Genomic DNA, 23826 nt, shown 5'->3' with positions numbered 1-23826 from the left:
TGAATAGCTGGCGATTGAATAGCTTATGAGGGATATTTGATCGCCACAAGTCTTGCCCAACTACACTTTGGGCAGGTGCAGTTCACAGGGCTTCAACTTCGGGGTTCAGTGGACCTCTGTGGAAGATCACTCCTACTCTATGCGATGAATCCTAAAAGTCACACAGTTCTACTGATACCCGGAATTTTCGACCGTGGATCTTCCCTGCTACGGATGCAACACGCTCTGGCGGATGCAGGATTCGACACCCATTACATTCACCTGCGTTATAACTCCGGCTGGCACGGTATGGAGCACCTTTCTTCACAGCTGATGGCGAAGATGGAAAAACTGGTAAAAAAAGGAGCTACCTGCACCTTGGTAGGATTCAGCATGGGAGGTATTGTTGCACGCTATTATCTTCAGTCGATGAATGGTATTGGCAGGGTACATAAATTTATTTCTATCGCTTCCCCTCATCATGGCAGCTATTGGGCCAATTTCCTACCCTACAAAGGTGGCAAGCAATTACGCGTCGGAAGTGAATTCCTGCGAGGGTTAAATCAGAGCATCCATATGCTGGAAACAACAGATCCAGTTTCCATCTGGACAAAATATGATGTCACCATTATGCCCCACAGTAGTGCCAAACTCGGAATAGGCACCTCCTATGAAGTCCCTGTAATTCTGCACCGATTAATGCCCATGAGCAGTAAGGTCATCTCGCTAATGAAGAAAGAGGTTATCAGCGGAATGGAATAACTTGTATTCCTCTGAACAATGACTGTGGGAGCCAGAGATGAGCGATCCAGAACAAAAACCTATTCGTCCGGAAAGTGCGATACATGGTTACTATCATAAGTTTGAGAGCCTGATCGCCCTAATCCTTACCTTTATTATTGTGATTATCATAATTGTCGCCATCAGCCGTCTGGCTTACTCGGTCTATTCCATGCTAATAGTAGGCATGAGAGACCCTCTGGATCACAAGGTATTCCAAACCATATTTGGCGAAATCATCACACTGCTGATCGCCCTTGAGTTTAGCCGTACGTTACAATATGTGGTCACACGTCAACAAAGCATTATTCAAACTACGGTTGTTGTATTGATTGCCATATTGGCACTTGCACGTAAATTTATAATCCTGGACCTGGATAAAGTCAGTGCTGGGGAGCTTTTAGGATTGGCTGCTGCAACTTTGGCTCTGGGGCTCACCTATCTGATATTAAAGGTCAGAAATAGAACTGTCTAAGGATCACTTGTCACTAAGAAATAGAAAATAAGCCAAGTCCTTTATCTTCTTGGCTTATTTTCCAATTTTTTAAGTGCTCACTTGAGAAATAATCACTGACTATCTTCACGCAGGGACTGGTGCAGTTTGACCGGTGGAGTCTGTCGCTCCTTTTTGCTCCGCAGACGTAAATTAAGCATTTCCACTGCCATGGAGAAGGCCATGGAAAAATAGATATAGCCCTTGGGCACATGCACATCAAAGCCCTCTACCACTAAGGTGAGCCCCACCATTATCAAGAATGCCAACGCCAGAATTTTTACCGTGGGATGGCGATCGACAAAGTCACCAATTGGTTTTGCCGCAATCAGCATAACAATTACCGCTAAGACAATAGCAATTGCCATAATGGAGATTTCATCCACCAGCCCCACCGCAGTAATTACTGAGTCGAGAGAGAAAACTATATCAAGTATTGCAATCTGTAGCAGGACCATACCAAAACCGGCTGTGCCCAAGCTTGACGCATCGGTTTCGGCACCCTCCAAGCTATTGTGTATTTCATGGGTGGCCTTACCAATCAAGAACAATCCACCCCCAACCAGAATGATGTCACGCCCGGAAATTTCCACTCCAAACGCACTAAATAGTGGCTCCACCAAGCCCATAATCCAGACAATAGAAAATAACAACCCCAGGCGGGTCACCATAGCAAGGGTCAGACCAATAAAACGGGCTGGTTCCCGCTGTTTGGGCGGTAAGCGCCCGACAAGAATGGAAATAAAAATAATATTGTCGATGCCCAATACGATTTCCAACGCTGCCAGTGTAGCCAGCGCAACCCAGGCCTCCGGGTTACTTACCCACTCGAACATGAAGCAATCCTTATTTGTGATTATTGTTGTTCTGCAGTAACACCCTGAGAAAATATTAAACTGCACTGCTCTACCTGAACACGCATTCTGCTGCGTGATGCAAAAGCTATTTTATTCCCCCTCACGTAACCAAGCCATGGCATCGGCTTCATTTTCAAAGACCTTGTATTCCCCTCCGATAAACCAGCTCCCTACCTTGCCTGCTACCTTCATCCAGCGCTTGTCTGAAATCACTGCAATTCGATTGAACTGGCGCCCATGGGCCATTCCCAGCTTGAAGTCATCCCAGGCGGCTCGCGGTTCCCAACCCTGTAACTCACTGGCATCCATTAAGCAATCGATTTTTGGATGCTCAACCCCCTCAAGAGCCGAGTTGAGCATCGGCACCATCGTCTGGTAATCCTCGTGGGTCAGCTTTCCGCGCGCTCGTAGGGTAAGAAAAAATGGTTGCCGTTCTGCTCCAGACCAATCGAAATACCATGGGGTTGGTCACTCATAAGCTCCCCTTCTCTGCTTGGAGTCAATTTTTAAATTACCAGAGTCAAACCTAAGTAAATAATGGTAGTAGCCTCTAGAGACTGATTTCTTCATACCTCTTTTCCTGGAGATCCATTTCCAAGAGGGTCACAGAGTGATCTTGCTCCGATAAAACGGGCACGCCCCTCTCCGGCCTTCAAATTCTCTAAAACTAAGTCCATTAACGGTTATGATGACGAGAGTAAGCTTGCTATTGGCAGGCGTGGTACCGGAATTTTTTTGCTAATAAATCGGAGTGATACATGAATATCAATAACACCATTCATTTCTACCGTCCCTCACCTAGTTTACGCCCCTCCAATAAACCAAAGGCTTCACGATAGAGGTTAATCGCTCTCTCCAGATCGTCTGTATCAATATTGACTTGTACTACTTAGGTGAATCCATCTCCCGGCCCAAATTCCGACAATTCAACCCGCTACCGGTCGGGTCTTGCCACATTGCCAGCAATAATCGAATGCCGCACCATTTTCCTCCCCACACTGTGGACAAGGCCAGCTTGTTTGTTCTGCCTCTGCATCCTTTAATAGCTGGCATGCACGCTCGTAATCTCGATCCCGCTCCAACCAGAGTTCTGGCCAGGCCTGATTTGGTGCCAACTCCCCAGATGCCCCCTGGGCATATTCATTTTTCAGCTTTACTGGAATACCTGCCACCTCAAGCCGACTCTTAGCCAGCTCCACCAGCAGGCGATTTTCATGGGTATAAATTAATTTCATAACAGTAGAGGCCGCTAAAACGGCCCCCAGAGTAACCCCGCCAGACGGCTGAGCCAAATTAAAATAACCTGCTACTCCACAACTTCAAATGCACAGTTCACGACCTGACAGTACTCTTCGTGGGGCACAGTAATAATTTCCAAAACAGAGCCCAGGGAATTTAGAGCAGCCTTACCATTCACCAAAACCCGGCCAGAGCGACTGGCAATATACTCAAGCACAGTGCGCCCCCTGGCATTCCTGTATACCGCCAGGCGCTGGCCCTTTTCCACCACATCACCATGTCTAACGAATAATTGTACCCAGTCATTCGCACGGACACGCATGGGGCTGGAACCTGCTTGGTTCGCATATACCCGCTCAATACTGACTAGCCCCGTAACTTCTCCAGCGAGAGGGGCCTCCGCTGCCCATAAATGTGTCAGTCCGCTAACAGCCAGAATAACGATCAACAGGCAGACTCTTTTCAATACGATGCTCCTACACCTAGTTAACTCCACGGGCTCTGACCCACGCTATTACGCATGTCGTCAAAGCCTTTTTGAAAAGGACGATAATTTAGGTATAGCTGACTGGATAATTCACGCCAGAGTTAGCGTGGATGGGAAAAAGAAGAAATAAAAAAGGGCCGCAGTTAGTGGCCCTTTTCAAAATCTGTGCTACTGGAACCCTGCCAGAGGGAACCTAGCCCAGATCAATCCAAGTGGATTTCAGTTCACAGTACTTATCCAACGCATGCAGCGATTTGTCACGGCCATTACCTGACTGCTTAAAACCGCCGAAGGGCACGGTGATATCCCCGCCAAAGTAATTGTTGACCCACACAGAGCCCGCATAGATCTCACGGGCCATACGATGAGCCCGGCCCAGGTTATTGGTCCAGATTCCCGCTGCCAGACCGTAAATGGAGTCATTAGCAATAGCGAGCGCTTCCTCTTCGCTCTCAAACTCAATAACCGACAAAACCGGCCCAAAGATTTCCTCGCGGGCGATCGTCATATCGCCGGTCACACCGCGGAATACGGTGGGCTCGTAGTAATAACCACCGGCCACCTCGTCCACTGGTTTGCCGCCACATACCAGTTGGGCGCCCTGCTCCAAGCCTTTAGCGACATAAAATTCAACAGTATCGAACTGGCTGCGATCGATCAGTGCGCCCATTGCGGTATTTGGATCTTGAGGATGGCCAGGCTTAAAGCGTTCGGCGGCCTTACTCACTTTTTGAATGAACTCATCGGCGATGCTTTTTTCCACAAGCAGACGTGAGCCGGCGGTACAGGTTTCCCCCTGGTTGTAGAAAATAGCCAGCGCTGCAGCATCGGCAGCCTTATCCAGGTCTGCATCGGCGAAGACAATATTTGGGCTCTTTCCGCCCAGTTCCAAGAAAGTGCGCTTCAGGTTTGACTGACCGGAATATTCAGTGAGTGTCTTACCCACTTCAGTGGAACCAGTAAAGGTGAGGCAATCGATATCCATATGCAGGCCCAACGCCTTACCCAAGCTGCTGCCCGGCCCCGGCAACACATTCAGTACGCCATCAGGGAGACCCGCTTCCTTGGCCAGACAAGCCAATTTAATTGCAGTCAGCGGAGTATTGGAGGCCGGCTTCAGGATCACACTGTTACCGGTGGCCAGGGCTGGCCCCAACTTCCAAGCGGTCGTAGACAGTGGGAAATTCCAAGGCACAATTGCCGCCACCACCCCCAGGGGCATACGAGTTACCAGGCCAAGCTCGTCGGGGCCTGTGGGGGCGACTTCATCGTAGATCTTGTCGATAGCCTCACCACTCCAACGAATAGTGGTAGCTGCTCCGGGAACATCTACAGCTATGGTGTCGCCAATGGGTTTGCCTGCGTCCAGGCTTTCCAGCAAGGCAATTTCCAGCAAGTGCTCTTCGATCAATTCAGCGAAGCGCACCATGATTTTCTTGCGCTGCATCGGCGGCATTTTTGACCAGACACCGGAGCTAAACGCCTCGCGCGCCACACGCACCGCGTGGTCCGCATCTTCAGGGCCACAACTGGCTATCTGGGCAAGCTCTTCGCCATTAGCAGGGTTGTAGGTGGCACGGGTTTCACCGGAGAGGGCGTCTACATAATGCCCGTTGATAAAGGCTCGACCCTCGATCTTCAGTGAGGCCGCCAGGGCCTGCCATTCCTGCAGGTTTTCGGGGATTTTATTTTGCGCTGACATGGCACACCTCGTTTGGGACAGAAAATTTATCTGGGTTATATCGAAAATGTGATCACAAATCAAAGGGGATAATGGGCCTGGGGCCAGTCTTCCTTCAAATTGCGCTCACAGATCAGTGTGGTGAAGAGTAAAGCAGCTGAATGTAAGCAGCCTTTGGAGCTATGCCACCTGGGTTTCCACCTGCAGCCAGTCATCCTGTAACTGCATCATCAACTTGTCACCGTGCTGCAACTCACCAACTCCCGCGGGAGTACCAGTCAGAACGACATCGCCAGGTTCTAGGGTAAAGAAACTGCTGATATAGGCCACCAGATCGAGAATCGGAGTGAGCATATGCTCGGTCTTGCCCCGTTGGCGCAACTCACCATTTAGCCACAGGGAGTAACTGAGCTTGTCCCAATCCGGCAGCCAGTCCAGTTTTACAAATGGTGAAAGAGGACAGGAATTATCAAAGCCCTTGGCCTTCTCCCAGGGGTGTCCCGCCTTTTTGAGCGTCGCCTGCAAATCGCGCAGGGTTAGGTCCAATGAGAGGCCCAGCCCCGCGATTGCAGGCGATACTTCTACAGCATTGGCATTACACAACCTCTCACCAATCAGCAGCGACAACTCGCCTTCAAAATGACAGCTGCCACGCCCAACCGGCATATGAATAGGTTGGGTCATATCCACCGCTGCGGTAGCTGGCTTGATAAAAAGCAGCGGTTCATCTGGTACCGGATTATTGAGTTCTGCAGCGTGGTCTGCATAGTTACGCCCTATACAAACGATCTTTCCAAGCGGGAATGGGACATTGGTGCCACAGGTAAATTGGTGCTGATACATAAATAAACCAGATAGTTAGGATAGGTATTTCGAATAAAACGATATAACCAGCATGTGCTATGATCGCGCCTTCGCCTGTCTCCCGACACCCGAAGAAGTGACCCAACCGGAATAAACGCACCAGTTATTGCGTTACTCGCACTCAGTGAAGAGATAGTTTATGGCTCCGCACAATACCGATCAAAAAAAGTCCCTGCAAAAAGACAAAATTCGCATCCTGCTGCTGGAAGGCGTACATCAGTCGGCCATCGACCTGCTCGCCTCCCGTGGCTACACCAACGTGGAGTTCCTGAAAACTTCACTGCCCGAAGACCAGTTGGTTGAGAGGATCGCGGATGCCCACTTTATCGGTATTCGCTCGCGAACCCAGCTAACCCGTAAGGTACTGGAACACGCCTCCAAACTGATTGCGATCGGCTGCTTTTGTATCGGTACCAACCAAGTTGACTTAAAAGCGGCCACCGAGCTGGGTATCGCCGTATTTAATGCACCCTATTCCAACACCCGCAGTGTGGCAGAGCTGATCATCGCCGAGACGATCTTTATGCTACGCGGTATTCCAGAGAAAAATGCCATGTGCCATCGCGGCGGATGGCTCAAGTCCGCGGTTGGTTCCTTCGAAGCCCGTGGTAAAACCCTCGGGATTATCGGTTATGGTGCCATTGGCTCGCAGGTGTCGGTCATGGCAGAGGCCATCGGTATGCGAGTGAAATTTTATGATGTCGTCACCAAGTTGCCGTTGGGTAACGCCAGCCAGGTAGGCTCTTTGGGGGAATTGCTGCGCGAGTCCGATGTGGTTTCCCTGCATGTACCAGAGCTCCCCTCTACCAAAATGATGATGGGGGCTGCGCAAATCGCACAAATGAAGCCCGGCGCCATCCTGCTAAACGCCTCTCGCGGTACCGTGGTGGATATTGAAGCCCTGGCTGAAGCCCTCAACAGCAAGCACCTGGCCGGTGCCGCCATAGACGTATTCCCAGTAGAGCCCCGTGGCAATGACGATGAATTCCTCTCTCCGCTACGCGGTATCGACAATGCCCTGCTGACTCCCCACGTGGGCGGCTCCACCATGGAGGCCCAGGAGAATATCGGCACCGAGGTAGCGGAAAAGCTGGCACACTATTCCGATAACGGTACCACCACCAGCTCGGTCAACTTCCCTGAAGTGGCACTGCCGGGACATGTAGGCACTCACCGCCTACTGCATATTCATAAGAATGTGCCCGGTATAATGAGCGCGATCAACCAGGTATTTTCAGAGAATGCGATCAATATCTCCGCGCAGTTCCTGCAAACCAACGAAACCCTGGGCTACGTGGTTATCGACGTCGATGCAGAGTACTCCGACTTAGCCTTGGAAAAGCTGAAGAATATCCCCGGTACCCTGCGCTGCCGCGTACTCTTTTAACATCTGCCCCAGCCCCCACAGTTCCTGCGGGGGCTTGGTATCCGCATAGCTTGAGCCCGCCTACCACCTGTCTCTCAACGCCTTCAATTGACCGATAAAGGGATTGATCCCCACTGGCGGACACTTCTACAATAGAAGCCTCTATTCTGTTGGTTCGGCCTCTCACGAAACCCCTCGTGTATCCAGGTCTAACCCGATTTTTCGTTCTTCCACAGCAGGTGTCCCCTTGCGCAACAACGATACCGCCACTACCGGCTTGCTTGCCGGCATTGCCGCCTTTCTCATTTGGGGGCTGGCCCCAATTTACTTCAACCAGCTGCAAGGTATACCCGCGGCTGAAATCCTCGCGCACCGCAGTATCTGGTCCCTTGCACTGGCGCTGCTGATTATGCTGCTGCTAGGCAAGCTTCCCGATCTCGTCCACACTCTGCGCGATGGTAAGAAAATGCGGGGGTTAGCTCTCACCACAGCGCTGATTAGCGGTAACTGGCTGGTATTTATCTGGGCCATTAACAATGGACACCTGCTGGAAAGCAGCCTCGGCTACTATATCAACCCCTTGATCAATATTGTCCTGGGTGTCTTATTCTTGGGAGAAAAATTGCGACGGCTGCAGTGGTTGGCGGTAGCGCTTGCAGCCATGGGGATTGTCCATGAGCTTTGGCAGTTCGGCCGCGTGCCGGTTATCGCCTTATTCCTGGCTGGATCTTTCGCCCTCTATGGCCTTGCACGTAAACGTGCACCGGTGGAGAGCCTTACCGGACTAGCTATAGAGACCCTGTATATGTTGCCGGTAGCGCTGATCTACCTGCTTTGGAGTGCCAGTCCCACCAGCAACCTGTTAAATAACGGCTGGGAACTGAATAGTCTGCTGTTGTTAGCCGGCCCCGTCACCCTGGTGCCACTGCTGCTTTTCACTATTGCAGCACGCAGGCTGAATCTTTCCACTGTGGGGTTCCTGCAATATATTGGGCCGTCACTAATGCTGGTGGTCGCCACCCAAATACTTGGTGAGCCATTTAGCGAGGGCAAGTTGACTACCTTTATGTTTGTGTGGCTGGGCCTTGCACTTTACTCAATTGACGCACTGGCACAGAGGCGCAAACTCCATTTACAGGGCAAGGCCACACTCTAGAGAGTGAGTGCGAGCAAGTTTCCCCACCGAAGTGTGTGAAAATGGCGGCTACCGATAAGGACTAAATGCCGCCATACAGCAAAGCCCAAACCTTTCGGCCTGCAAGCTGCCTCTACCGAGCCGGCAGCAATTACTCACTGTACTGACTGCGACGCTGGTCTGGACCCTATTGCTTGGACTCTACTGGGGAAGTACTTATGGAGAGATACTTATGGAGAGGTACTTATGCGGAGTTACTGGTGCGTGCCAGCAGCTCGGCACTGGCAACACTCCTGTTTTTTACCTGTTGGAATACTGGCCAAAAAGTTACCCCAATCACTGGCCCGCTGGGCCATTCAGGTTATTGGAGTTTATCCATTCCCTTAGCCCTGCTCGCGGTCTATATAGGCACTACTGAGGAAGAGGCCCTCATTTTGGCAAAACCACAACCAGCATCTGAGGTTTCTTGTCATTATGGTAACCAGCAAGCTGTTTGCTCTCTGGATCGCCATGTCGGCCTTACTGCGCCAGCAGGATATAAAACTACGTGAACAAGCCAGGCAATTTGAACGTGAGAGGGGCGCCCTGGAGCGATAGACATTGGATAGCCGGTTGCGATTGTTACAATCCCAGGTAACACTGCACTTTCTTTTTAATACTCTCGCCAATATTCGCAAGCTATAAGAGTCAGCTTCTCCCCGGGTACCGGCACTGCTAGATAGCTTGATCAGCTATCTGCGCGCAACTATTCCACAACTGGATTCAATCAAGAGCGGTCCCTACTACAGACTTACTGGACCCTTATGAAAATACGCATGCCCGATCGTCTGCAATTTTCCATAGTTAACGATAATAAGGTGCATCAACTACCCTGCCCGCCCCTGGCATTATTGACCCTAGTAGAAAAAGAATAAAAGATTTCTGAAATGCTTACTTAAATACCGTTAGAGAATCTTGCGAATCCGCTGGATCCCAAACCATTCACACAGGTGCATCGCTCAGTGGTTAAGACACCCTGCCTGCCTGGCGGTGCGTAGCAGCGGCAAATTGTTCTTAATTGATGCAGGAGAAGGCGCCGCTGCTCGTATAGGGCAGTTAGATTTAAATCTCGCCCAAGTAGACCCCATATTTATCACCCACTGGCACTCCGATCATTTTGGTGGGCTTGCAATGGGAATCAATGAGTCCTGGTTTGTAGTAGCTAATTCACCTATTAATATATATGGCCCTTATGGTATCTATAATACTATGGAGGGCATCAGGAAAAGTTTTGGGCCCGATATATTATTCAGGTCATCCAATCGACAGGGAATTCTAGACCCCATATTAGCAGTCGCTACACCACATTTAGTAAACATTGCTGGGGAACAGACAGAAATTGTTCAGGATATTTGGCACCATGGAAATACTTACGTTTCGGTTTTCGCCGTACATCATGAACCGGTATTTCCCGCTTTCGATTATGAAATCCGATTCGGCCCCTGCAAGGTAATTGTTACCGGGGATACCCATGTATTTGATACACTGGAATCAATCGAGCGCGATGCTGATCTTCTCATCTCCGAAGTGTTAAGTTATGAATAGTACATCAGTAAACTTAAGCAAACCGGGAATAATCGCAGGGCTCGCCTACGCTATGAGAAAGCCGATCAAATCATCCATTACCATTCTAATACACTGGATATTGCCAAAATGGCAACTAAATCCGGGGTTAAATCCATCGCTCCCACCCACCTTATACCTCCCCCAGTGACCGAAGAAGATAAAAAGGGGTTTGTCACCGGTATGAGCAAATACTACTCTGGTCCAATCAGGGTAATGGATGATCTGAACGAAATAGTACTATCCGATAGTGGCCGCGGCCAAGGCAGAGTAGAGTAGAGTACCTTTCAGATGAAAATTAAATCAGGTCAACAAATGACGGAAATATACCGGTTACTATTATCTTATTTTATTCAGACCCTGAAGGTGAGCTCACAACTATCTTTAAAATTCCGGATGATAAGAGAGACTAAACCTGTAAATTCTAAACCAAGTAGAAGGGGGAGTTTCAGTCAATTTATTCACTTCGAAAATATCCATACTATAACCAACCGCTGCCATATTTAAGGTAAGCGATTGGTTATATCAGCTGGAAAGTTTCATTCTACCCGATGGAGCGCACAAATCTTGTTACCATCTGGGTCACGCAAGTAGGCAATATAAAGCTTTCCTGCCACCCCTCTCTTACTCCCGGTGGATCCTCACAACGAACACCCCCATTTTCGAGCCCAGCCGAATGCCAAGCATCAGTCTGCTCAACACTAGTAGCAGTAAAACCTATAGTCCCACCATTTGCATGACTAGCCGACTCACCATTGATGGGCTTGGAGATAGCAAAAACCCCAGTCTTAGTGAAATAAAAGCAACGCCCCTTCTCATCAATGATCCCAGGCTTATGGCCTAGTACTCCCAAAATTGCATCATAAAAAGCCTTGGCTTTCTGCATATCATTGGTACCAACCATAACATGACTAAACATTGCGCCCTCCTGTTTCTTACTAAGTGGCAAAGTCTTAGGCCGTATATATTTACAATTTATGTGCTGGAAAACAATAACCAAATCTACCGAAAAAACCTAACCCCTAAGTAGAATTGTCATTTATTTCTACCAATTAGCGGCCAGCGCTTTATCCCTGTATATCGCCATCCATACCCCTAAATTTAGCTTCCTTGCATCTACTTAATTCAAGCGGCTAGAGGCAAAGTTTTTACTCCCACCAGAACCAAACTGTAAAAAACATTTACAACCCTAATTTTTAACATCTTAAAATTATTAACGGACTAAATTTAACCCCTTTGAAATTAGACAGGAGAAAACTCCATACAACCACCATAAGCAAGGATTTTCCCTATAGCAAACATAGTCACCTTCACATTGAAATAATATTTCCCATCAAGCTCATACTCCACAGCAAATATTCTGGGACTAATTATTTTTGGCAGTGGAATACCAAAAATTCTTGTTTTTATAAATTCATAGGACAATGTCCCACCTACCTCTACAGGGTAGAAATACATCCGTAAAGGCCCCATCTGTTCAACCAGCAAGTCTCCAGTGGATGCAAACTTAGAGTTCAATATTAATCCATCGAAATTACGCATCCACAAAATACCATCCGAAGTGTGCTGGCACTCTACACGAAGTGGACAACTGTGATTTTGTTTCGGAAACCTGAAAAGGGTGCAAATAAAATGCGCAAGTAGTCTCCCTCTCTCAACATTCACCTCCCCCTCAATTACTTTTTTTCCAGTATGAAGTTCTTTAATAAGTGGAGAAAGCCTATCGTAAGAGGGTCCCATTTTCTTTGAAAGAATATTTGTCATTACTATTACTTAGCAAGTCGATTAAAATTCTACTCAATAGAAAATCATTAGCTTTTTAAATACACAGTCGTGGCGGGTAATAATTGGCTAAAAATCTAAGCTAAAAGTCTCTAAAGTAATCTATTGATTCAACCAGTCATCCAGTGCCGCCAATATCTGGTGTCGATAAGGCTGGGTCTCATTGATCATTTGATGACGGGCCCCACGAATCAACACTCGATGGCAGTGGGGGAATCGGTCCCGGATTGCACGCATATCGTAGCGCCAATCAACAGTTCCATCTCCCGTACCCTGGACTACAAGAATTTTACGGGGGTTACGTGCAGTTTTGGGAAATGTTCTTATCCAGTCCACCATAGCACCAAGCCAACACATGGAGATCACCTGTGACTGCAGAGGATCGCGTAGTGCTTGGCGTCGAGAGAACTCCGCATCATGGGTATTGATATTAAACTCACGACTTGGCTCACTGATAAACAGGCGTCCTAAATAATACTTCCACTTTACAAAGTGCCAATTTGCAGGGCGCACAAGGGGAGCCAGCAGAAAAACTTTATCCAATGGCTGCCGACGACTGTACTGCAAATGTGCTAGTAAGGCCGCACCACCAGTGCTCTGCCCCAAGGCATGCCAAGGCTTGGGTAATTTCCCCTCAGCTACAGATAAAAGCTGATCAAATACCTGGCGATATTGTAAAAAAGTCTGGATAGCTACTCGCTCTCCGCTAGAGAGGCCATGGCCGGGAAAATCAAATATTACCACATTCAGATTTCGCTCAAGCCCGAAGCGAATGGCGGGCCCATAAATGCCAGTGTGATCAAAATAACCATGGCAAATAAATAAGGTGCCACGAGGGTTCTCAACTAACCAATACTGGGACACCAACTCAAAACCGGCGGCATTGAAAGTGCCAACTCCAGTTTTATGGGCAAGGGGAAAGTGTAAATCGTAAAAATTTCGGTAATCCTGCATTTCCGTCAGCAATGGTGCCGCATCATTGGCAAAGTCTAAGTGCGGCAACTTTTGGCGCAGCGCCGTATAGTCCGGGCGCTTAATCACCGGGCTGCTTTCGTAGGTGCTGATGTCTTGCAAGGTTTCCATTGGACTAATGGTACTGCATTTTTGCCGGGGTGGAAGTGATGCTGTGAACGGACAGGGAGCTTAAATGCAAAAAGGCGGGCTTTAGGCCCGCCTTTCATCGCCTTCAGAGAGAGTAACTGCTTACTTAATTTGCGGCTCCAACTCACCGACAGCATAGCGTTGGCTCATAGCATCAAGGCTCAGCGGGCGAATCTTGCTTGCCTGGCCAGCGGTACCGAAAGCTTCATAACGCGCTACGCAAATGTCTTTCATCGCCTGCAAAGCGGCTTTGTAGAATTTACGTGGATCGAACTCGGATGGGTTCTCAGCCAGGAAGCGGCGGGTCGCACCGGTAGAAGCGAGACGTAAGTCGGTATCAATGTTGACCTTGCGTACGCCGTATTTGATGCCTTCACAAATCTGTTCAACCGGCACGCCGTAAGTTTCAGGGATTTCACCACCAAACTCATTGATCACCGCCAGCCATTCCTGGGGTACAGAAGAGGAGCCATGCATCACCAAATGGGTACCCGGGATACGCGCATGGATTTCCTTGATTCGATCGATAGCGAGAATATCCCCTGTGGGCGGACGAGTGAACTTATAAGCACCGTGGCTGGTACCACAGGCAATTGCCAGGGCATCCACTTTGGTTTTTTGCACAAAATCTGCCGCTTCTTCTGGATCAGTCAACAGCTGGTCATGAGACAGTTTACCTTCAGCACCGACACCGTCCTCTTCACCCGCCATACCGGTTTCCAGGGAACCCAGACAGCCCAACTCACCTTCAACAGAAACACCGCAAGCATGAGCCATATCAACCGCACGCTGTGTAACATCGACGTTGTATTCATATGAAGCTGGAGTTTTGCCATCTTCGCGCAGGGAACCGTCCATCATTACAGAGCTGAAGCCCAACTGGATAGAACGCTGACAAACCGCCGGGCTGGTACCGTGGTCTTGGTGCATTACCACCGGGATTTCCGGGAACTCTTCAATAGCGGCCAGGATCAAGTGGCGCAAGAAGGGTGCGCCAGCATATTTGCGCGCACCGGCAGAAGCCTGAACGATCACCGGAGAGTCGGTCTCTTTGGCCGCCTCCATAATCGCACGCATTTGCTCCAGGTTATTGACGTTAAATGCGGGTACGCCGTAACCGTGCTCAGCGGCATGGTCCAGCAATTGGCGCAGGCTGATAAGAGCCATAGTTAATTCCTTTCTCGTCTACTCGTAGTAATTTTAATTTTTTGCTTTTATCACCCACCGGTTAACTCAGGCAGGCGTTATTCCGGTTTATCTCAGTCGTCAGCACGTGACTCAAGTATCGCCACTGCCGGAAGCTTCTTACCTTCTACATACTCCAGGAAGGCACCGCCGCCAGTGGAGATATAAGACACCTTATTGGCAATACCGTATTTATCCACTGCAGCCAATGTGTCACCACCACCGGCGATGGAGAAGGCACTGCTATCGGCGATGGCCTTGGACAAGTGCTCGGTACCAGCACCGAACTGGTCAAATTCGAACACACCTACGGGGCCGTTCCAAATAATCGTCTTGGCATCTTTAAGGATCTCTGCCAGCTTTCCAGAGGACTGAGGACCGATATCAAAGATCATATCGTCCTCAGCTACGGCATCGGCAGACTTCGTCTCAGCAGCAGCTGCTTCGCTAAACTCTTTGCCGGTGACAACATCCACAGGAACAGGGATATCGCACTTTTGCATCAGGGTTTTGGCTGTACCCACCAAATCATGCTCACATAGGGATTTACCTACTGGTTTACCGCTGGCAGCAAGGAAAGTATTGGCTATACCGCCACCAACAATCAGCTGGTCCACCTTGTCAGCCAAACTCTCCAGCACTGTGAGTTTGGTCGATACCTTGGAGCCACCAACGATTGCTACCAATGGGCGCGCCGGCTCGGCCAGGGTCTTTTCCAAGGCATCTAATTCAGCAGCAAGAAGGGGACCAGCGCATGCAATCGGGGCAAACTTGGCAACTCCATGGGTAGAGGCTTGGGCACGGTGGGCAGTGCCAAATGCATCCATAACAAAGACATCGCACAAAGCAGCATAAGCTTTGGCCAGCTCTTCACTGTCTTTCTTTTCACCCTCGTTAAAACGCACATTTTCCAACAGTGCGACCTCACCATCAGCCAGCTCAACACCTTCCCGCCACTCCTTGATCAGGGCCACTTTACGATCCAGCAGTTGACCAAGATGGGCGGCAACCGGGGCCAGGGAAAACTCCTCTGCATACTCGCCCTCAGTCGGGCGTCCAAGGTGAGACATCAGTAACACTTTGGCGCCAGCATCAATAGCGGCCTGGATCGTCGGGAGTGCCGCACGGATCCGAGCATCAGAAGTCACCTGACCGTCTTTTACAGGTACATTCAAGTCCTCGCGTATAAGTAGGCGCTTACCCGCCAGGTCCAGATCTGTCATCAGTTTGACCGCCATTCGCCAATCCTCTTCTACTTCGATTAACTGAAAATATGGGCGCGGAGTATATCAACAGCACTCCACCGTTGCCGACAGGAAAACCCGTAAAAGCGCCGTTAATTCACCAAGAATTCTGGCTTGGAGAGGTGCTGGTACAGTCTCCCGGTTCATAACAGGTAAAGACTCAGCCCATATCGATGCAATCCAGGGCATAAAAAACTCAAAAGGCTCTCTGATGCAGACACCATACGCCAAATAGGGCAGCTCGAAACGATGAGCTTGATGCACAACCCATACTCCGAGGTGTATCTAGTCAGGGGAAGTCAGCCAGCCCATTTTACCCTGCTGATTTGCCAAATCCTTTGCTGAATGGCCAAACTCAACTCTCGACTAACTAGTCAAATCTAGAGTCCAAGAACTTGTCGAGCAGTAACTAAATTATTGATACATCAATACTTTTCGCTTGGTAACGGTCCCGCTAGAATCGCTGCCCCCTAAAGCACTACTACACAAGATCCAGCCTGTGGTACGCCACCGGCGGAGAAACTATGGAGATCCAATAGGTATGGAACGATCAGACAGTGATATTGTTTTCCAAAGTTATGGACGTTGCTGTAATAACGAACAATTCTTTGTCGACTTTTACGACCGCTTCATGGGTAGCTCTGCTGATATTCGCAATCTGTTTGCCAATACCAATATGAAGGCGCAACGACACCTGCTACGCAATGGCATTATGCAGCTTGTCCTCTATTCCCGTGGAATGTCAGACACCAAACTGCGCGCACTGGGAAAAAGTCATGATCGCGATGGCTACAATATTCGCCCTGAGTGGTATCGGTTATGGCTGGATGCATTGATAGCTACACTGCGCCAACATGACAACGACTTTTCCCCGGAAGTTGAAGCCGCATGGAACCGGGCGATAACACCGGGTATCGATATCATCCGTCAAGCATACTAATACCGGTTTTCTAGCTAATCAAAGTATCTACTTTTCTACTACCAACCCACCAGGTTTGCCAACTCCCCCTCGAATAGATATAAAATCCTAATCGGAAGCCCCTTGCCATATGCAGGGGGTAGGGAGTGAACCAATTGGTTTGGCCCCTCCCAAAGATCATCACCAGAATAAAATATAAATAATAATTTCTGGTTTATTATTTCTAGAGCAGCCAATCTCACTAGTTCTCCACCATTGTTGGCAGCCACTTAGGATGATTCGACAAGGAAATTTCTATGAAAATTGTACGAAAGTACAGTGTGCCTTTAGCGTTATCACTTGCGATATCTGCTTGTGGTGAAGCCCCGAAAAATAATGAAAGTGCTCAATCCAAAGTTGAGTCAAGCATTACTGAGCCTAAGAGCACAATTACCCCCTTAAATATCAAATATGAAAAATTTACCTTACCGAATGGCCTGCGCGTTATTGTTCATGAGGACCGAAAAGCACCGATTGTATCCGTGGGTGTCTGGTACCATGTAGGGTCTAAAGATGAAAAACCCGGGCGCACCGGTTTTGCCCACCTATTCGAACATTTAATGTTTAACGGCTCAGAAAATTACAACGACGAATACTTCAAACCTTTTGAGCTAGCAGGTGCTACCGGTATGAACGGTACCACTTGGCTAGACCGTACCAACTACTTTGAAACAGTACCAAGTAATGCCCTGGATATGGCTCTATGGATGGAGTCTGACCGTATGGGCCACTTGCTCGGAGTAATCACCCAGGAAAAACTTGACGAACAGCGCGGTGTGGTTCAAAACGAAAAACGCCAAGGGCAAAATCAACCTTATGGCAAAGTTTGGGAACGTATGCAAAAAGCAATATACCCAGCTGGCCACCCCTATTCCTGGACCACTATCGGCTCTATGGAAGACCTAAATGCGGCTACCCTGGATGATGTCCATGAATGGTTTAAGCAATATTACGGCGCAGCTAACACTGTACTGGTATTAGCCGGGGATATTGATGTCGAAACAGCTAAAGAAAAGGCCAGTAAATATTTTGGTGATATTCCTTCTGGCCCGCCATTAATCAAAAAGAAAGCGTGGATCGCTAAACGAGATCAGTCTAGCCGCGAGCAGATGTTTGATCGCGTTGCTCAACCGCGACTCTATAAGGTCTGGAATACACCTAACCTTGCTCATGAAGATGCCAATGCAATTGCACTTGCAGCAGCGGTACTTGGTGATGGGAAAAACTCACGGCTGTATAAACGATTGGTATACCAAGATCAAATTGCCACCGATGTCAGTGTTGGGGTACATGAGTTTGAACTGTCCTCAATTTTCCCAATTACTGCAAATGCAAAGCCCGGTATAGAGCTCTCAACAATTGAAAAAGCCATAGATGAAGAGTTGCAGCGCTTCTTAAAAGAGGGCCCGACTCCAGAAGAGCTGTCCCGCATTAATATGAGCGAGTACGCATCCTTCGCTCGCAACTTGGAACAGATAGGGGGCTGGAGTGGCAAAGGAGTTATTCTTGCACGCGGTGAACTCTATTTAAACAATCCCAATGCCTACCTAGAAGCACTGGGAGAAAAACAAAAAATTACTCCACAGCAGGTTCAGGTTGTCGCGCAAAAGTGGCTTTCTAGTGGCGACTACAATTTAGAAGTCCACCCATTCCCTGAATACACAACCGCAGAGACTGGCGCAGATAGGTCCAAGTTGCCTGAAACCGGCGACTTCCCCAGTGTCCCATTCCCTAAGTTGCAAACAGCCGAACTTCCCAACGGGCTCAAAATAGTGTTGGCTGAGCGTGACTCAGTACCAGTCGTAGACATGCGCCTTCAATTTGATGCCGGCTATGCCGCAGATCAAGGTAGTAAGCTTGGTACATCAAGTTATGCGATGTCTATGTTAAAAGAGGGTACAGGCAAACTAAACGCACTTGAAATCAGTGCAAAAGAGGAAATCCTTGGAGCACGTATTAGCTCATATGCAGCTATCGACACTTCAACTATTCGCTTGAATGCATTAAAAGTAAATATTGATGATTCCATGGATTTATTCGCCGACATAGTATTGAACCCAGCTTTCTCTGATGATGAAATTGAGAGAAAACGCACCCGCTGGATTGCTTCTATCCAGCAAGAGAAAACTCGCCCAATGGAAATGGCTCTACGTAGCCTGCCGCCGCTTCTCTATGGTAAAGATCACGCCTACAGCGCACCACTCACAGGCTCCGGTACAGAGGATTCGATCACGTCACTGAACCGGGATGACTTATTGAATTACCATCAAACCTGGTTACGCCCGGATAATGCCACTTTGATCGTTGTGGGTGATATTACTCTGGATGAATTAACCCAAAAGATGGAGCGGCACTTTGCTGATTGGCGCGCACCAGAAAACCCATTACCAGAGAAAAATCTATCTCAAACTGCACACCCAGAAAAATCTAGTATTTATATTATCGATAAACCTGGAGCCGAGCAGACAATTATCATTGGTGGCCTATTGGCCCCCTCTGAAAAAATAGCAGAACGCGAAGCATTGCATGTGATGAATGATATCTTTGGTGGCACATTTACAGCACGTCTCAACATGAATTTGCGTGAAGACAAGCACTGGGCCTATGGTGCCTACTCCTTTATGACTGGCGCTAAGGGGCAGCAACCACTGATGGTTTACGCACCGGTCCAAACTGACAAAACCAGCGAGTCTCTCAAAGAGCTTCAGAAGGAACTTTACGCTTATATCGGCGATAACCCTGCACGTGAGAAAGAACTTGAAAAGATTAAAAGCAAGCGGGTAAATGAATTACCCGGGCGCTTTGAAACTATTAGAGCTGTATCTGGTGAGATTGTTAGTATAGTTACTTATGATCGCCCCTTGGATTACATGGATAGCTATGCAGCTAAAATTCGCGGTGTAGACCTTGAATCTGTGCATAACCTTGCCAAGCAAACAATTAAACCAGATCAATTTACCTGGGTGATCGTTGGAGACAAGGAAAAGATAGAAAATGGTATTCGAGAACTTGATATTGGTCCAATTACCGAACTAGATAGTGAAGGGATGCCTAAACTAAAGTAAGCAATTAGTATTAAAAATTAATTCAGACAGTCAGACTCCTGATTTAGAGGGGTCTGATTGCGTTAACAGCCCACCTCAAAGCAATCCATTCCCCCATAAGTTACCACTTCCTATAAGCCAATATACATAACGTTTTAGAACAAATAAATCTCAATGAATCTGGCGTCAAATCTCAATTTTTACTTTCAAGGAAAATTAAATTCAGAAAGTGTTGTTTTTTATTTCTCAAATAGGAAAAGGTTGTTATTTTCATAACTGGGAGGGGCGGGATTTACTTCCTTAAAGGATTTTACCCTTCCACTAAAAAAATAAATTCTGTTAAAGGAGTGACAAATGAAAAAATCCCTTCCAGCACTTGCCAGCAGCGTCCTGGCTTTATCCCTAGCAACCTCCGCTATAGCCGAAGAAAAACGCTATATCGTCACATTTAAAGACGGTAAAGAAGAAACGGTTAGGTCTCTGGTAAAAGAAAATGGCGGCCGTAAGGCTTTGGAATTAAACCGGCACAATGCCATGGCTGCTCATCTACCTGCCGAAGCTGTAATGGCCCTACGCAGAAATCCAAATATTGCATTTATTGAGGAAGACATGAAGCGTTATGCTTTATCCCAGGAAACCCCCTACGGTATTCCTATGGTACAAGCAGACCAGCTTACTGACCTACAGGCAGGTAATCGTACAGTCTGTATTATTGACTCAGGCTACGACCTGGCTCACGAGGATCTCTCTGGCAACGCGGTGAATGGTACCAATGATCCCGAAGGTACAGGTAACTGGTACGAAGACCAGAGTGGTCACGGCACACATGTGGCAGGCACTATCGCCGCTATGAATAACGACTCAGGTGTTGTAGGTGTTTTACCTAGTAGTAATATCAATCTACATATCGTTAAAGTTTTTGGGGCTGATGGCTGGGCCTATTCCTCTTCACTAATCGCCGCCGCAGAGGTATGTGCAGAGAATGGTGCAAACGTTATTAATATGAGCCTAGGCGGCGATAGACCCAATTTCTTTGAAAGACGTGGCTTTGACAACCTCAACAAACGCGGCATTTTGTCTGTTGCTGCTGCAGGTAATGATGGAAATACTCGTCATAGCTACCCGGCATCCTATAGCTCAGTAGTTTCTGTAGCTGCAATCGACAGTAACAAGCAAATTGCTGGTTTTTCCCAACAGACCAATCAAGTTGAGCTTGCTGGCCCAGGGGTACAGGTTTTATCCTCTATTCCTACAGGTAGCGGCCAGGCTGCCTCACTAGAAGTATCTGGTGTTGAAGTAGAAGCTGCAGCTATGACAGGCACTCCCATTGCCACTATCAGCGGCGCGCTAGAGAGTTGTGGCACTGCCGAATCAGCTTGCATCAGTGCAGCAGGTAAAATCTGTCTGATTCAGCGCGGCAATATTAGCTTTGCTGAAAAAGTCCTTAATTGCGAAGCTGGTGGAGGTATTGGAGCCGTCATCTACAACAATGAACCAGGGCTGCTATTTGGCACTCATGGAGGAGTTGAGACCCACATTCCTTCGGTGGGAATCTCTGACGCTGATGGGGCTGCACTGCTAACACAACTGGGGGCGAGCGCTACTATCGAAACCGAAGCGATGGACTATGCCTATTTTAATGGTACCTCCATGGCAACTCCCCATGTGGCCGGTGTTGCGGCTCTTGTTTGGAGCCACTTCCCAAGCTGTAGTAACTCCGAAATTCGTGCCGCGCTATGGGCAACAGCGGAGGATCTGGGTGAGTCCGGCCGGGACAATGCTTATGGCTATGGCTTGGTACAAGCCAAGGCAGCTTATAATTATTTACAAGCGAATGGTTGCGCTGGATCAATTTAATCTCGTCTAAAAATCTCAAAAAAAGAGGGGGACTACTTCCCCCTCTATTCCGATCGTTAAAATATTTTCTAGAGTTTAAGAATTTTAAAATTTGGAGATTAGCCACCTTCAAACAACCACATTAAAACGCAAAAACTTAGCAACCTATTTTCTTACATGTCAATAAGATACAGACGTAAAAATAAAAATGGTTTTTAGCAAAAAAATTAACACACCTCTATTCTTTGCATAAGTATATAAAATGCATTTATAACTGAAAGATATAGATGCTTAACCAAGCTTTATATTTTATAGAAAAAACTTACGGACTGGAAAATAAGAATCAAAACATTGCCACGAATGAAAAACCGATATCCGCAACACCTAAAGATCTATCATGAGATTAATTATAAAAACAAGTAAGCACTTATTAACTCAACAGTAAAAGCTAGCGACTAGACGAATCAAACAGCAACTATCTCAATTATTTTTTCCAGAAAACCAAATTCAGTTTTTCACTTTGCAATACATTCATAAGCTGGCATACAATCACTTCACCAAAAACTAATATTTTTCTGAACCTCCAAAGATAAAAATAATTCTCACACAGATTAAATCATCGAGAAAATAACTAAAATAATTACTCATTCAGGAGCAAATAATGAAGAACATTGTATCACTGGTCGCTACAAGTGTATTGACTATGTCCATAGCAAATCACGCGAATGCCGAAGACAAACGCTATATTATTACCTTTAAGCAAGGTAAAGGTGAAACAGTAAAGTCCCAAATGCGTGCGCGAGGTGGACGCAAAGCCCTGGATATCCGCAGGCAAAATGCCATGGCAGCACACCTTCCTGAGAAAGCACTGCAAGCCTTGCGAAAAAACCCAAATATCGAATTCATCGAGGAAGATGTCAAACGGTACCCAATGTCCCAGCAAGTACCCTTTGGCATACCCATGGTACAAGCAGATCAGCTCGGGGATACCCAAGCCGGCAACCGAACCGTCTGTATCATTGACTCTGGCTACGATATAGCGCATGAAGACCTTTCCGGTAATGCAGTAACCGGTAGTAGCGATCCAAGTGGCGCCGGGAACTGGTATGAAGATCAAAGTGGTCACGGCACTCATGTCGCCGGCACTATTGCAGCAATGAATAATGACACGGGTGTTGTTGGTGTCATGCCAAGCAGTAACATCAATCTTCACATTGTCAAAGTGTTTGGTGGTGATGGCTGGGCCTATTCATCCTCCCTTATGGCTGCAGCGGAAGTTTGTGCGGACAACGGTGCTAACGTTATTAATATGAGCCTTGGTGGAGAGCGATTTAATTTCTTCGAAAGGCGTACATTCAATAGCCTGAACAGCCGTGGTATTTTATCTGTTGCAGCAGCGGGCAATGACGGAAATACGCAGCACTCCTACCCTGCCTCTTATGATTCTGTAGTTTCTGTTGGCGCACTCGACAGCAATAAAGAGATCTGGGCATCATCCCAGCAAACCAACCAGGTAGAGCTCTCCGCACCTGGAGTACAGGTCCTCTCTTCAGTTCCGACCGGCACCGGAAGAGCCTCCTCTTTGAACGTGGCAGGTGTTGAGATCGAGGCTGCACCTATTTCAGGCTCCCCCTTGGGCGATATTACAGGTGCACTCGAAAATTGCGACACCGGTGAATCTGCCTGTAATAGCGCTTCAGGTAAGATATGTTTGATTGAGCGCGGTAATATCAGTTTTGCAGACAAAGTATTGAACTGTGAGGCCGGCGGTGGTATTGCCGCGGTGATCTACAATAATGAAGCCGGTTTACTCTCCAGCGCAACTCTGGGTGAAACCGTCACTAACATCCCATCTATAGGCATCTCTGATAGCGATGGCAACGCCCTACTGGGACAACTCGGAGCCAGCGCTAGTTTGGCTAACCAAGCCAGTGATTACGAGTACTTCAATGGCACTTCAATGGCAACTCCTCACGTTGCGGGTGTTGCCGCTCTTGTTTGGAGCCACTTTCCCAGCTGTAGTAATACCGAGATACGTACAGCCCTGACTGCAACTGCAGAAGATCTGGGGGACTCCGGTCGCGATAATGCTTATGGCTATGGATTAGTACAAGCCAAGGCGGCTTACGACTACTTGGCAACGAATGGCTGTACTGGTGCAATCTAGCTTAAAGCAATAAGCTCAGGAAATTG

Annotated in this window: 22 protein-coding genes and 1 pseudogene; 12 read left to right on the top strand and 11 right to left on the bottom strand. The window is 47.9% G+C overall.

From position 1 onward, the window contains the following. Nucleotides 1-36: 36 nt before the first annotated feature. On the top strand, nucleotides 37-741 hold the full coding sequence (locus tag P3339_RS01560) for a lipase family alpha/beta hydrolase (RefSeq protein ID WP_245556708.1): 705 nt from the start codon (nucleotides 37-39) through the stop codon (nucleotides 739-741). 37 nt (nucleotides 742-778) lie between these two features. Continuing rightward, nucleotides 779-1234, top strand: a complete 456-nt coding sequence (locus P3339_RS01555) for a phosphate-starvation-inducible PsiE family protein (RefSeq protein ID WP_020414208.1) — start codon at nucleotides 779-781, stop codon at nucleotides 1232-1234. 92 nt (nucleotides 1235-1326) lie between these two features. On the opposite strand, the gene P3339_RS01550 is transcribed toward P3339_RS01555, so the two are convergent. The 6 genes from P3339_RS01550 to P3339_RS01525 all read right to left on the bottom strand — a co-directional run bounded on the left by P3339_RS01550 (nucleotide 1327) and on the right by P3339_RS01525 (nucleotide 6359). Beyond that, nucleotides 1327-2088, bottom strand: coding sequence for a TerC family protein (locus P3339_RS01550; protein ID WP_020414207.1), 762 nt, complete (start codon nucleotides 2086-2088; stop codon nucleotides 1327-1329). A 111-nt stretch (nucleotides 2089-2199) separates the two neighbouring features. Continuing rightward, entirely contained in the window at nucleotides 2200-2478 is a 279-nt protein-coding gene (locus tag P3339_RS01545) for a SpoIIAA family protein (RefSeq protein WP_282952218.1), read from the bottom strand. Nucleotides 2479-3035: 557 nt separating this feature from the next. After that, on the bottom strand, nucleotides 3036-3344 hold the full coding sequence (locus P3339_RS01540; protein WP_026305182.1) for a putative signal transducing protein: 309 nt from the start codon (nucleotides 3342-3344) through the stop codon (nucleotides 3036-3038). A 71-nt stretch (nucleotides 3345-3415) separates the two neighbouring features. After that, nucleotides 3416-3814 (bottom strand): hypothetical protein, encoded by a 399-nt coding sequence (locus P3339_RS01535; protein ID WP_282952217.1) that lies wholly within the window; start codon nucleotides 3812-3814, stop codon nucleotides 3416-3418. Nucleotides 3815-4028: 214 nt separating this feature from the next. Then, entirely contained in the window at nucleotides 4029-5537 is a 1509-nt protein-coding gene (locus tag P3339_RS01530) for an aldehyde dehydrogenase (protein ID WP_020414203.1), read from the bottom strand. 159 nt (nucleotides 5538-5696) lie between these two features. Continuing rightward, complete coding sequence (locus tag P3339_RS01525) at nucleotides 5697-6359, bottom strand: fumarylacetoacetate hydrolase family protein (protein ID WP_282952216.1); 663 nt, start codon at nucleotides 6357-6359, stop codon at nucleotides 5697-5699. Nucleotides 6360-6519: 160 nt separating this feature from the next. Between P3339_RS01525 and serA the strand changes: the two genes are divergently transcribed. From serA to P3339_RS01500, 6 genes are all read left to right on the top strand, one after another. Continuing rightward, nucleotides 6520-7767: a phosphoglycerate dehydrogenase gene (serA, locus tag P3339_RS01520; RefSeq protein ID WP_020414201.1), complete on the top strand. Its 1248-nt coding sequence runs from the start codon at nucleotides 6520-6522 to the stop codon at nucleotides 7765-7767. Between the two features lie 226 nt (nucleotides 7768-7993). Beyond that, nucleotides 7994-8902 (top strand): EamA family transporter RarD, encoded by a 909-nt coding sequence (gene rarD / locus P3339_RS01515; RefSeq protein WP_282952215.1) that lies wholly within the window; start codon nucleotides 7994-7996, stop codon nucleotides 8900-8902. A 197-nt stretch (nucleotides 8903-9099) separates the two neighbouring features. Beyond that, the gene (locus tag P3339_RS01510; RefSeq protein ID WP_282952214.1) at nucleotides 9100-9432 is read left to right on the top strand and encodes a hypothetical protein; all 333 of its coding nucleotides are present in this window, start codon (nucleotides 9100-9102) and stop codon (nucleotides 9430-9432) included. Nucleotides 9433-9481: 49 nt separating this feature from the next. Further along, nucleotides 9482-9565, top strand: coding sequence for a histidine kinase (locus tag P3339_RS23260; protein ID WP_157533628.1), 84 nt, complete (start codon nucleotides 9482-9484; stop codon nucleotides 9563-9565). A gap of 345 nt (nucleotides 9566-9910) precedes the next feature. Then, nucleotides 9911-10465: an MBL fold metallo-hydrolase gene (locus P3339_RS01505; protein WP_282953536.1), complete on the top strand. Its 555-nt coding sequence runs from the start codon at nucleotides 9911-9913 to the stop codon at nucleotides 10463-10465. 108 nt (nucleotides 10466-10573) lie between these two features. Further along, nucleotides 10574-10762: a hypothetical protein gene (locus P3339_RS01500; protein ID WP_282952213.1), complete on the top strand. Its 189-nt coding sequence runs from the start codon at nucleotides 10574-10576 to the stop codon at nucleotides 10760-10762. Between the two features lie 260 nt (nucleotides 10763-11022). On the opposite strand, the pseudogene P3339_RS01495 reads toward P3339_RS01500, so the two are convergent. The 5 genes and pseudogenes from P3339_RS01495 to P3339_RS01475 all read right to left on the bottom strand — a co-directional run bounded on the left by P3339_RS01495 (nucleotide 11023) and on the right by P3339_RS01475 (nucleotide 15789). Next, nucleotides 11023-11402, bottom strand: a pseudogene (locus P3339_RS01495) (VOC family protein). 323 nt (nucleotides 11403-11725) lie between these two features. Next, nucleotides 11726-12247 carry a DUF4166 domain-containing protein gene (locus P3339_RS01490; protein ID WP_282952212.1) on the bottom strand — a complete coding sequence of 174 codons (522 nt, stop codon included), beginning with the start codon at nucleotides 12245-12247 and terminating at the stop codon, nucleotides 11726-11728. 120 nt (nucleotides 12248-12367) lie between these two features. Further along, nucleotides 12368-13348: an alpha/beta hydrolase gene (locus tag P3339_RS01485; protein WP_020414193.1), complete on the bottom strand. Its 981-nt coding sequence runs from the start codon at nucleotides 13346-13348 to the stop codon at nucleotides 12368-12370. A gap of 120 nt (nucleotides 13349-13468) precedes the next feature. Beyond that, a complete protein-coding gene (fba, locus tag P3339_RS01480; protein ID WP_020414192.1) occupies nucleotides 13469-14533 on the bottom strand; it encodes a class II fructose-bisphosphate aldolase in 1065 nt (354 codons plus the stop codon). Between the two features lie 92 nt (nucleotides 14534-14625). Then, nucleotides 14626-15789 (bottom strand): phosphoglycerate kinase, encoded by a 1164-nt coding sequence (locus tag P3339_RS01475; RefSeq protein WP_282952211.1) that lies wholly within the window; start codon nucleotides 15787-15789, stop codon nucleotides 14626-14628. 547 nt (nucleotides 15790-16336) lie between these two features. Here P3339_RS01475 and P3339_RS01470 point away from each other — a divergent pair. The 4 genes from P3339_RS01470 to P3339_RS01455 all read left to right on the top strand — a co-directional run bounded on the left by P3339_RS01470 (nucleotide 16337) and on the right by P3339_RS01455 (nucleotide 23800). Continuing rightward, on the top strand, nucleotides 16337-16735 hold the full coding sequence (locus tag P3339_RS01470) for a globin (protein ID WP_282952210.1): 399 nt from the start codon (nucleotides 16337-16339) through the stop codon (nucleotides 16733-16735). Between the two features lie 275 nt (nucleotides 16736-17010). Beyond that, on the top strand, nucleotides 17011-19818 hold the full coding sequence (locus P3339_RS01465) for a M16 family metallopeptidase (protein WP_282952209.1): 2808 nt from the start codon (nucleotides 17011-17013) through the stop codon (nucleotides 19816-19818). Between the two features lie 333 nt (nucleotides 19819-20151). After that, a complete protein-coding gene (locus tag P3339_RS01460) occupies nucleotides 20152-21654 on the top strand; it encodes a S8 family serine peptidase (protein ID WP_282952208.1) in 1503 nt (500 codons plus the stop codon). Between the two features lie 640 nt (nucleotides 21655-22294). After that, the gene (locus tag P3339_RS01455) at nucleotides 22295-23800 is read left to right on the top strand and encodes a S8 family serine peptidase (protein ID WP_282952207.1); all 1506 of its coding nucleotides are present in this window, start codon (nucleotides 22295-22297) and stop codon (nucleotides 23798-23800) included. Nucleotides 23801-23826 lie beyond the last annotated feature (26 nt).

Origin of the sequence: Microbulbifer sp. MLAF003 (genome assembly GCF_030012965.1) — a bacterium.
Taxonomy (GTDB): Bacteria; Pseudomonadota; Gammaproteobacteria; order Pseudomonadales; family Cellvibrionaceae; genus Microbulbifer; species Microbulbifer variabilis.
Note: the sequence above shows the minus strand (reverse complement) of the source record. Positions and strands in the feature narration are given on the sequence as shown.

Bases quoted from the DNA above. Each gene is read 5' to 3' on its own strand.
- P3339_RS01465 (WP_282952209.1), top strand. From the start codon at position 17,011: ATGAAAATTGTACGAAAGTACAGTGTGCCTTTAGCGTTATCACTTGCG.
- serA (WP_020414201.1), top strand. From the start codon at position 6,520: ATGGCTCCGCACAATACCGATCAAAAAAAGTCCCTGCAAAAAGACAAA.
- P3339_RS01525 (WP_282952216.1), bottom strand. From the start codon at position 6,359: ATGTATCAGCACCAATTTACCTGTGGCACCAATGTCCCATTCCCGCTT.
- P3339_RS01550 (WP_020414207.1), bottom strand. From the start codon at position 2,088: ATGTTCGAGTGGGTAAGTAACCCGGAGGCCTGGGTTGCGCTGGCTACA.
- P3339_RS01460 (WP_282952208.1), top strand. From the start codon at position 20,152: ATGAAAAAATCCCTTCCAGCACTTGCCAGCAGCGTCCTGGCTTTATCC.
- P3339_RS01485 (WP_020414193.1), bottom strand. From the start codon at position 13,348: ATGGAAACCTTGCAAGACATCAGCACCTACGAAAGCAGCCCGGTGATT.
- P3339_RS01490 (WP_282952212.1), bottom strand. From the start codon at position 12,247: ATGACAAATATTCTTTCAAAGAAAATGGGACCCTCTTACGATAGGCTT.
- P3339_RS01555 (WP_020414208.1), top strand. From the start codon at position 779: ATGAGCGATCCAGAACAAAAACCTATTCGTCCGGAAAGTGCGATACAT.
- P3339_RS01470 (WP_282952210.1), top strand. From the start codon at position 16,337: ATGGAACGATCAGACAGTGATATTGTTTTCCAAAGTTATGGACGTTGC.
- P3339_RS01500 (WP_282952213.1), top strand. From the start codon at position 10,574: ATGGCAACTAAATCCGGGGTTAAATCCATCGCTCCCACCCACCTTATA.
- P3339_RS01545 (WP_282952218.1), bottom strand. From the start codon at position 2,478: ATGGTGCCGATGCTCAACTCGGCTCTTGAGGGGGTTGAGCATCCAAAA.
- P3339_RS01540 (WP_026305182.1), bottom strand. From the start codon at position 3,344: ATGAAATTAATTTATACCCATGAAAATCGCCTGCTGGTGGAGCTGGCT.
- P3339_RS01530 (WP_020414203.1), bottom strand. From the start codon at position 5,537: ATGTCAGCGCAAAATAAAATCCCCGAAAACCTGCAGGAATGGCAGGCC.
- P3339_RS01510 (WP_282952214.1), top strand. From the start codon at position 9,100: ATGGAGAGATACTTATGGAGAGGTACTTATGCGGAGTTACTGGTGCGT.
- P3339_RS01475 (WP_282952211.1), bottom strand. From the start codon at position 15,789: ATGGCGGTCAAACTGATGACAGATCTGGACCTGGCGGGTAAGCGCCTA.
- fba (WP_020414192.1), bottom strand. From the start codon at position 14,533: ATGGCTCTTATCAGCCTGCGCCAATTGCTGGACCATGCCGCTGAGCAC.
- P3339_RS01455 (WP_282952207.1), top strand. From the start codon at position 22,295: ATGAAGAACATTGTATCACTGGTCGCTACAAGTGTATTGACTATGTCC.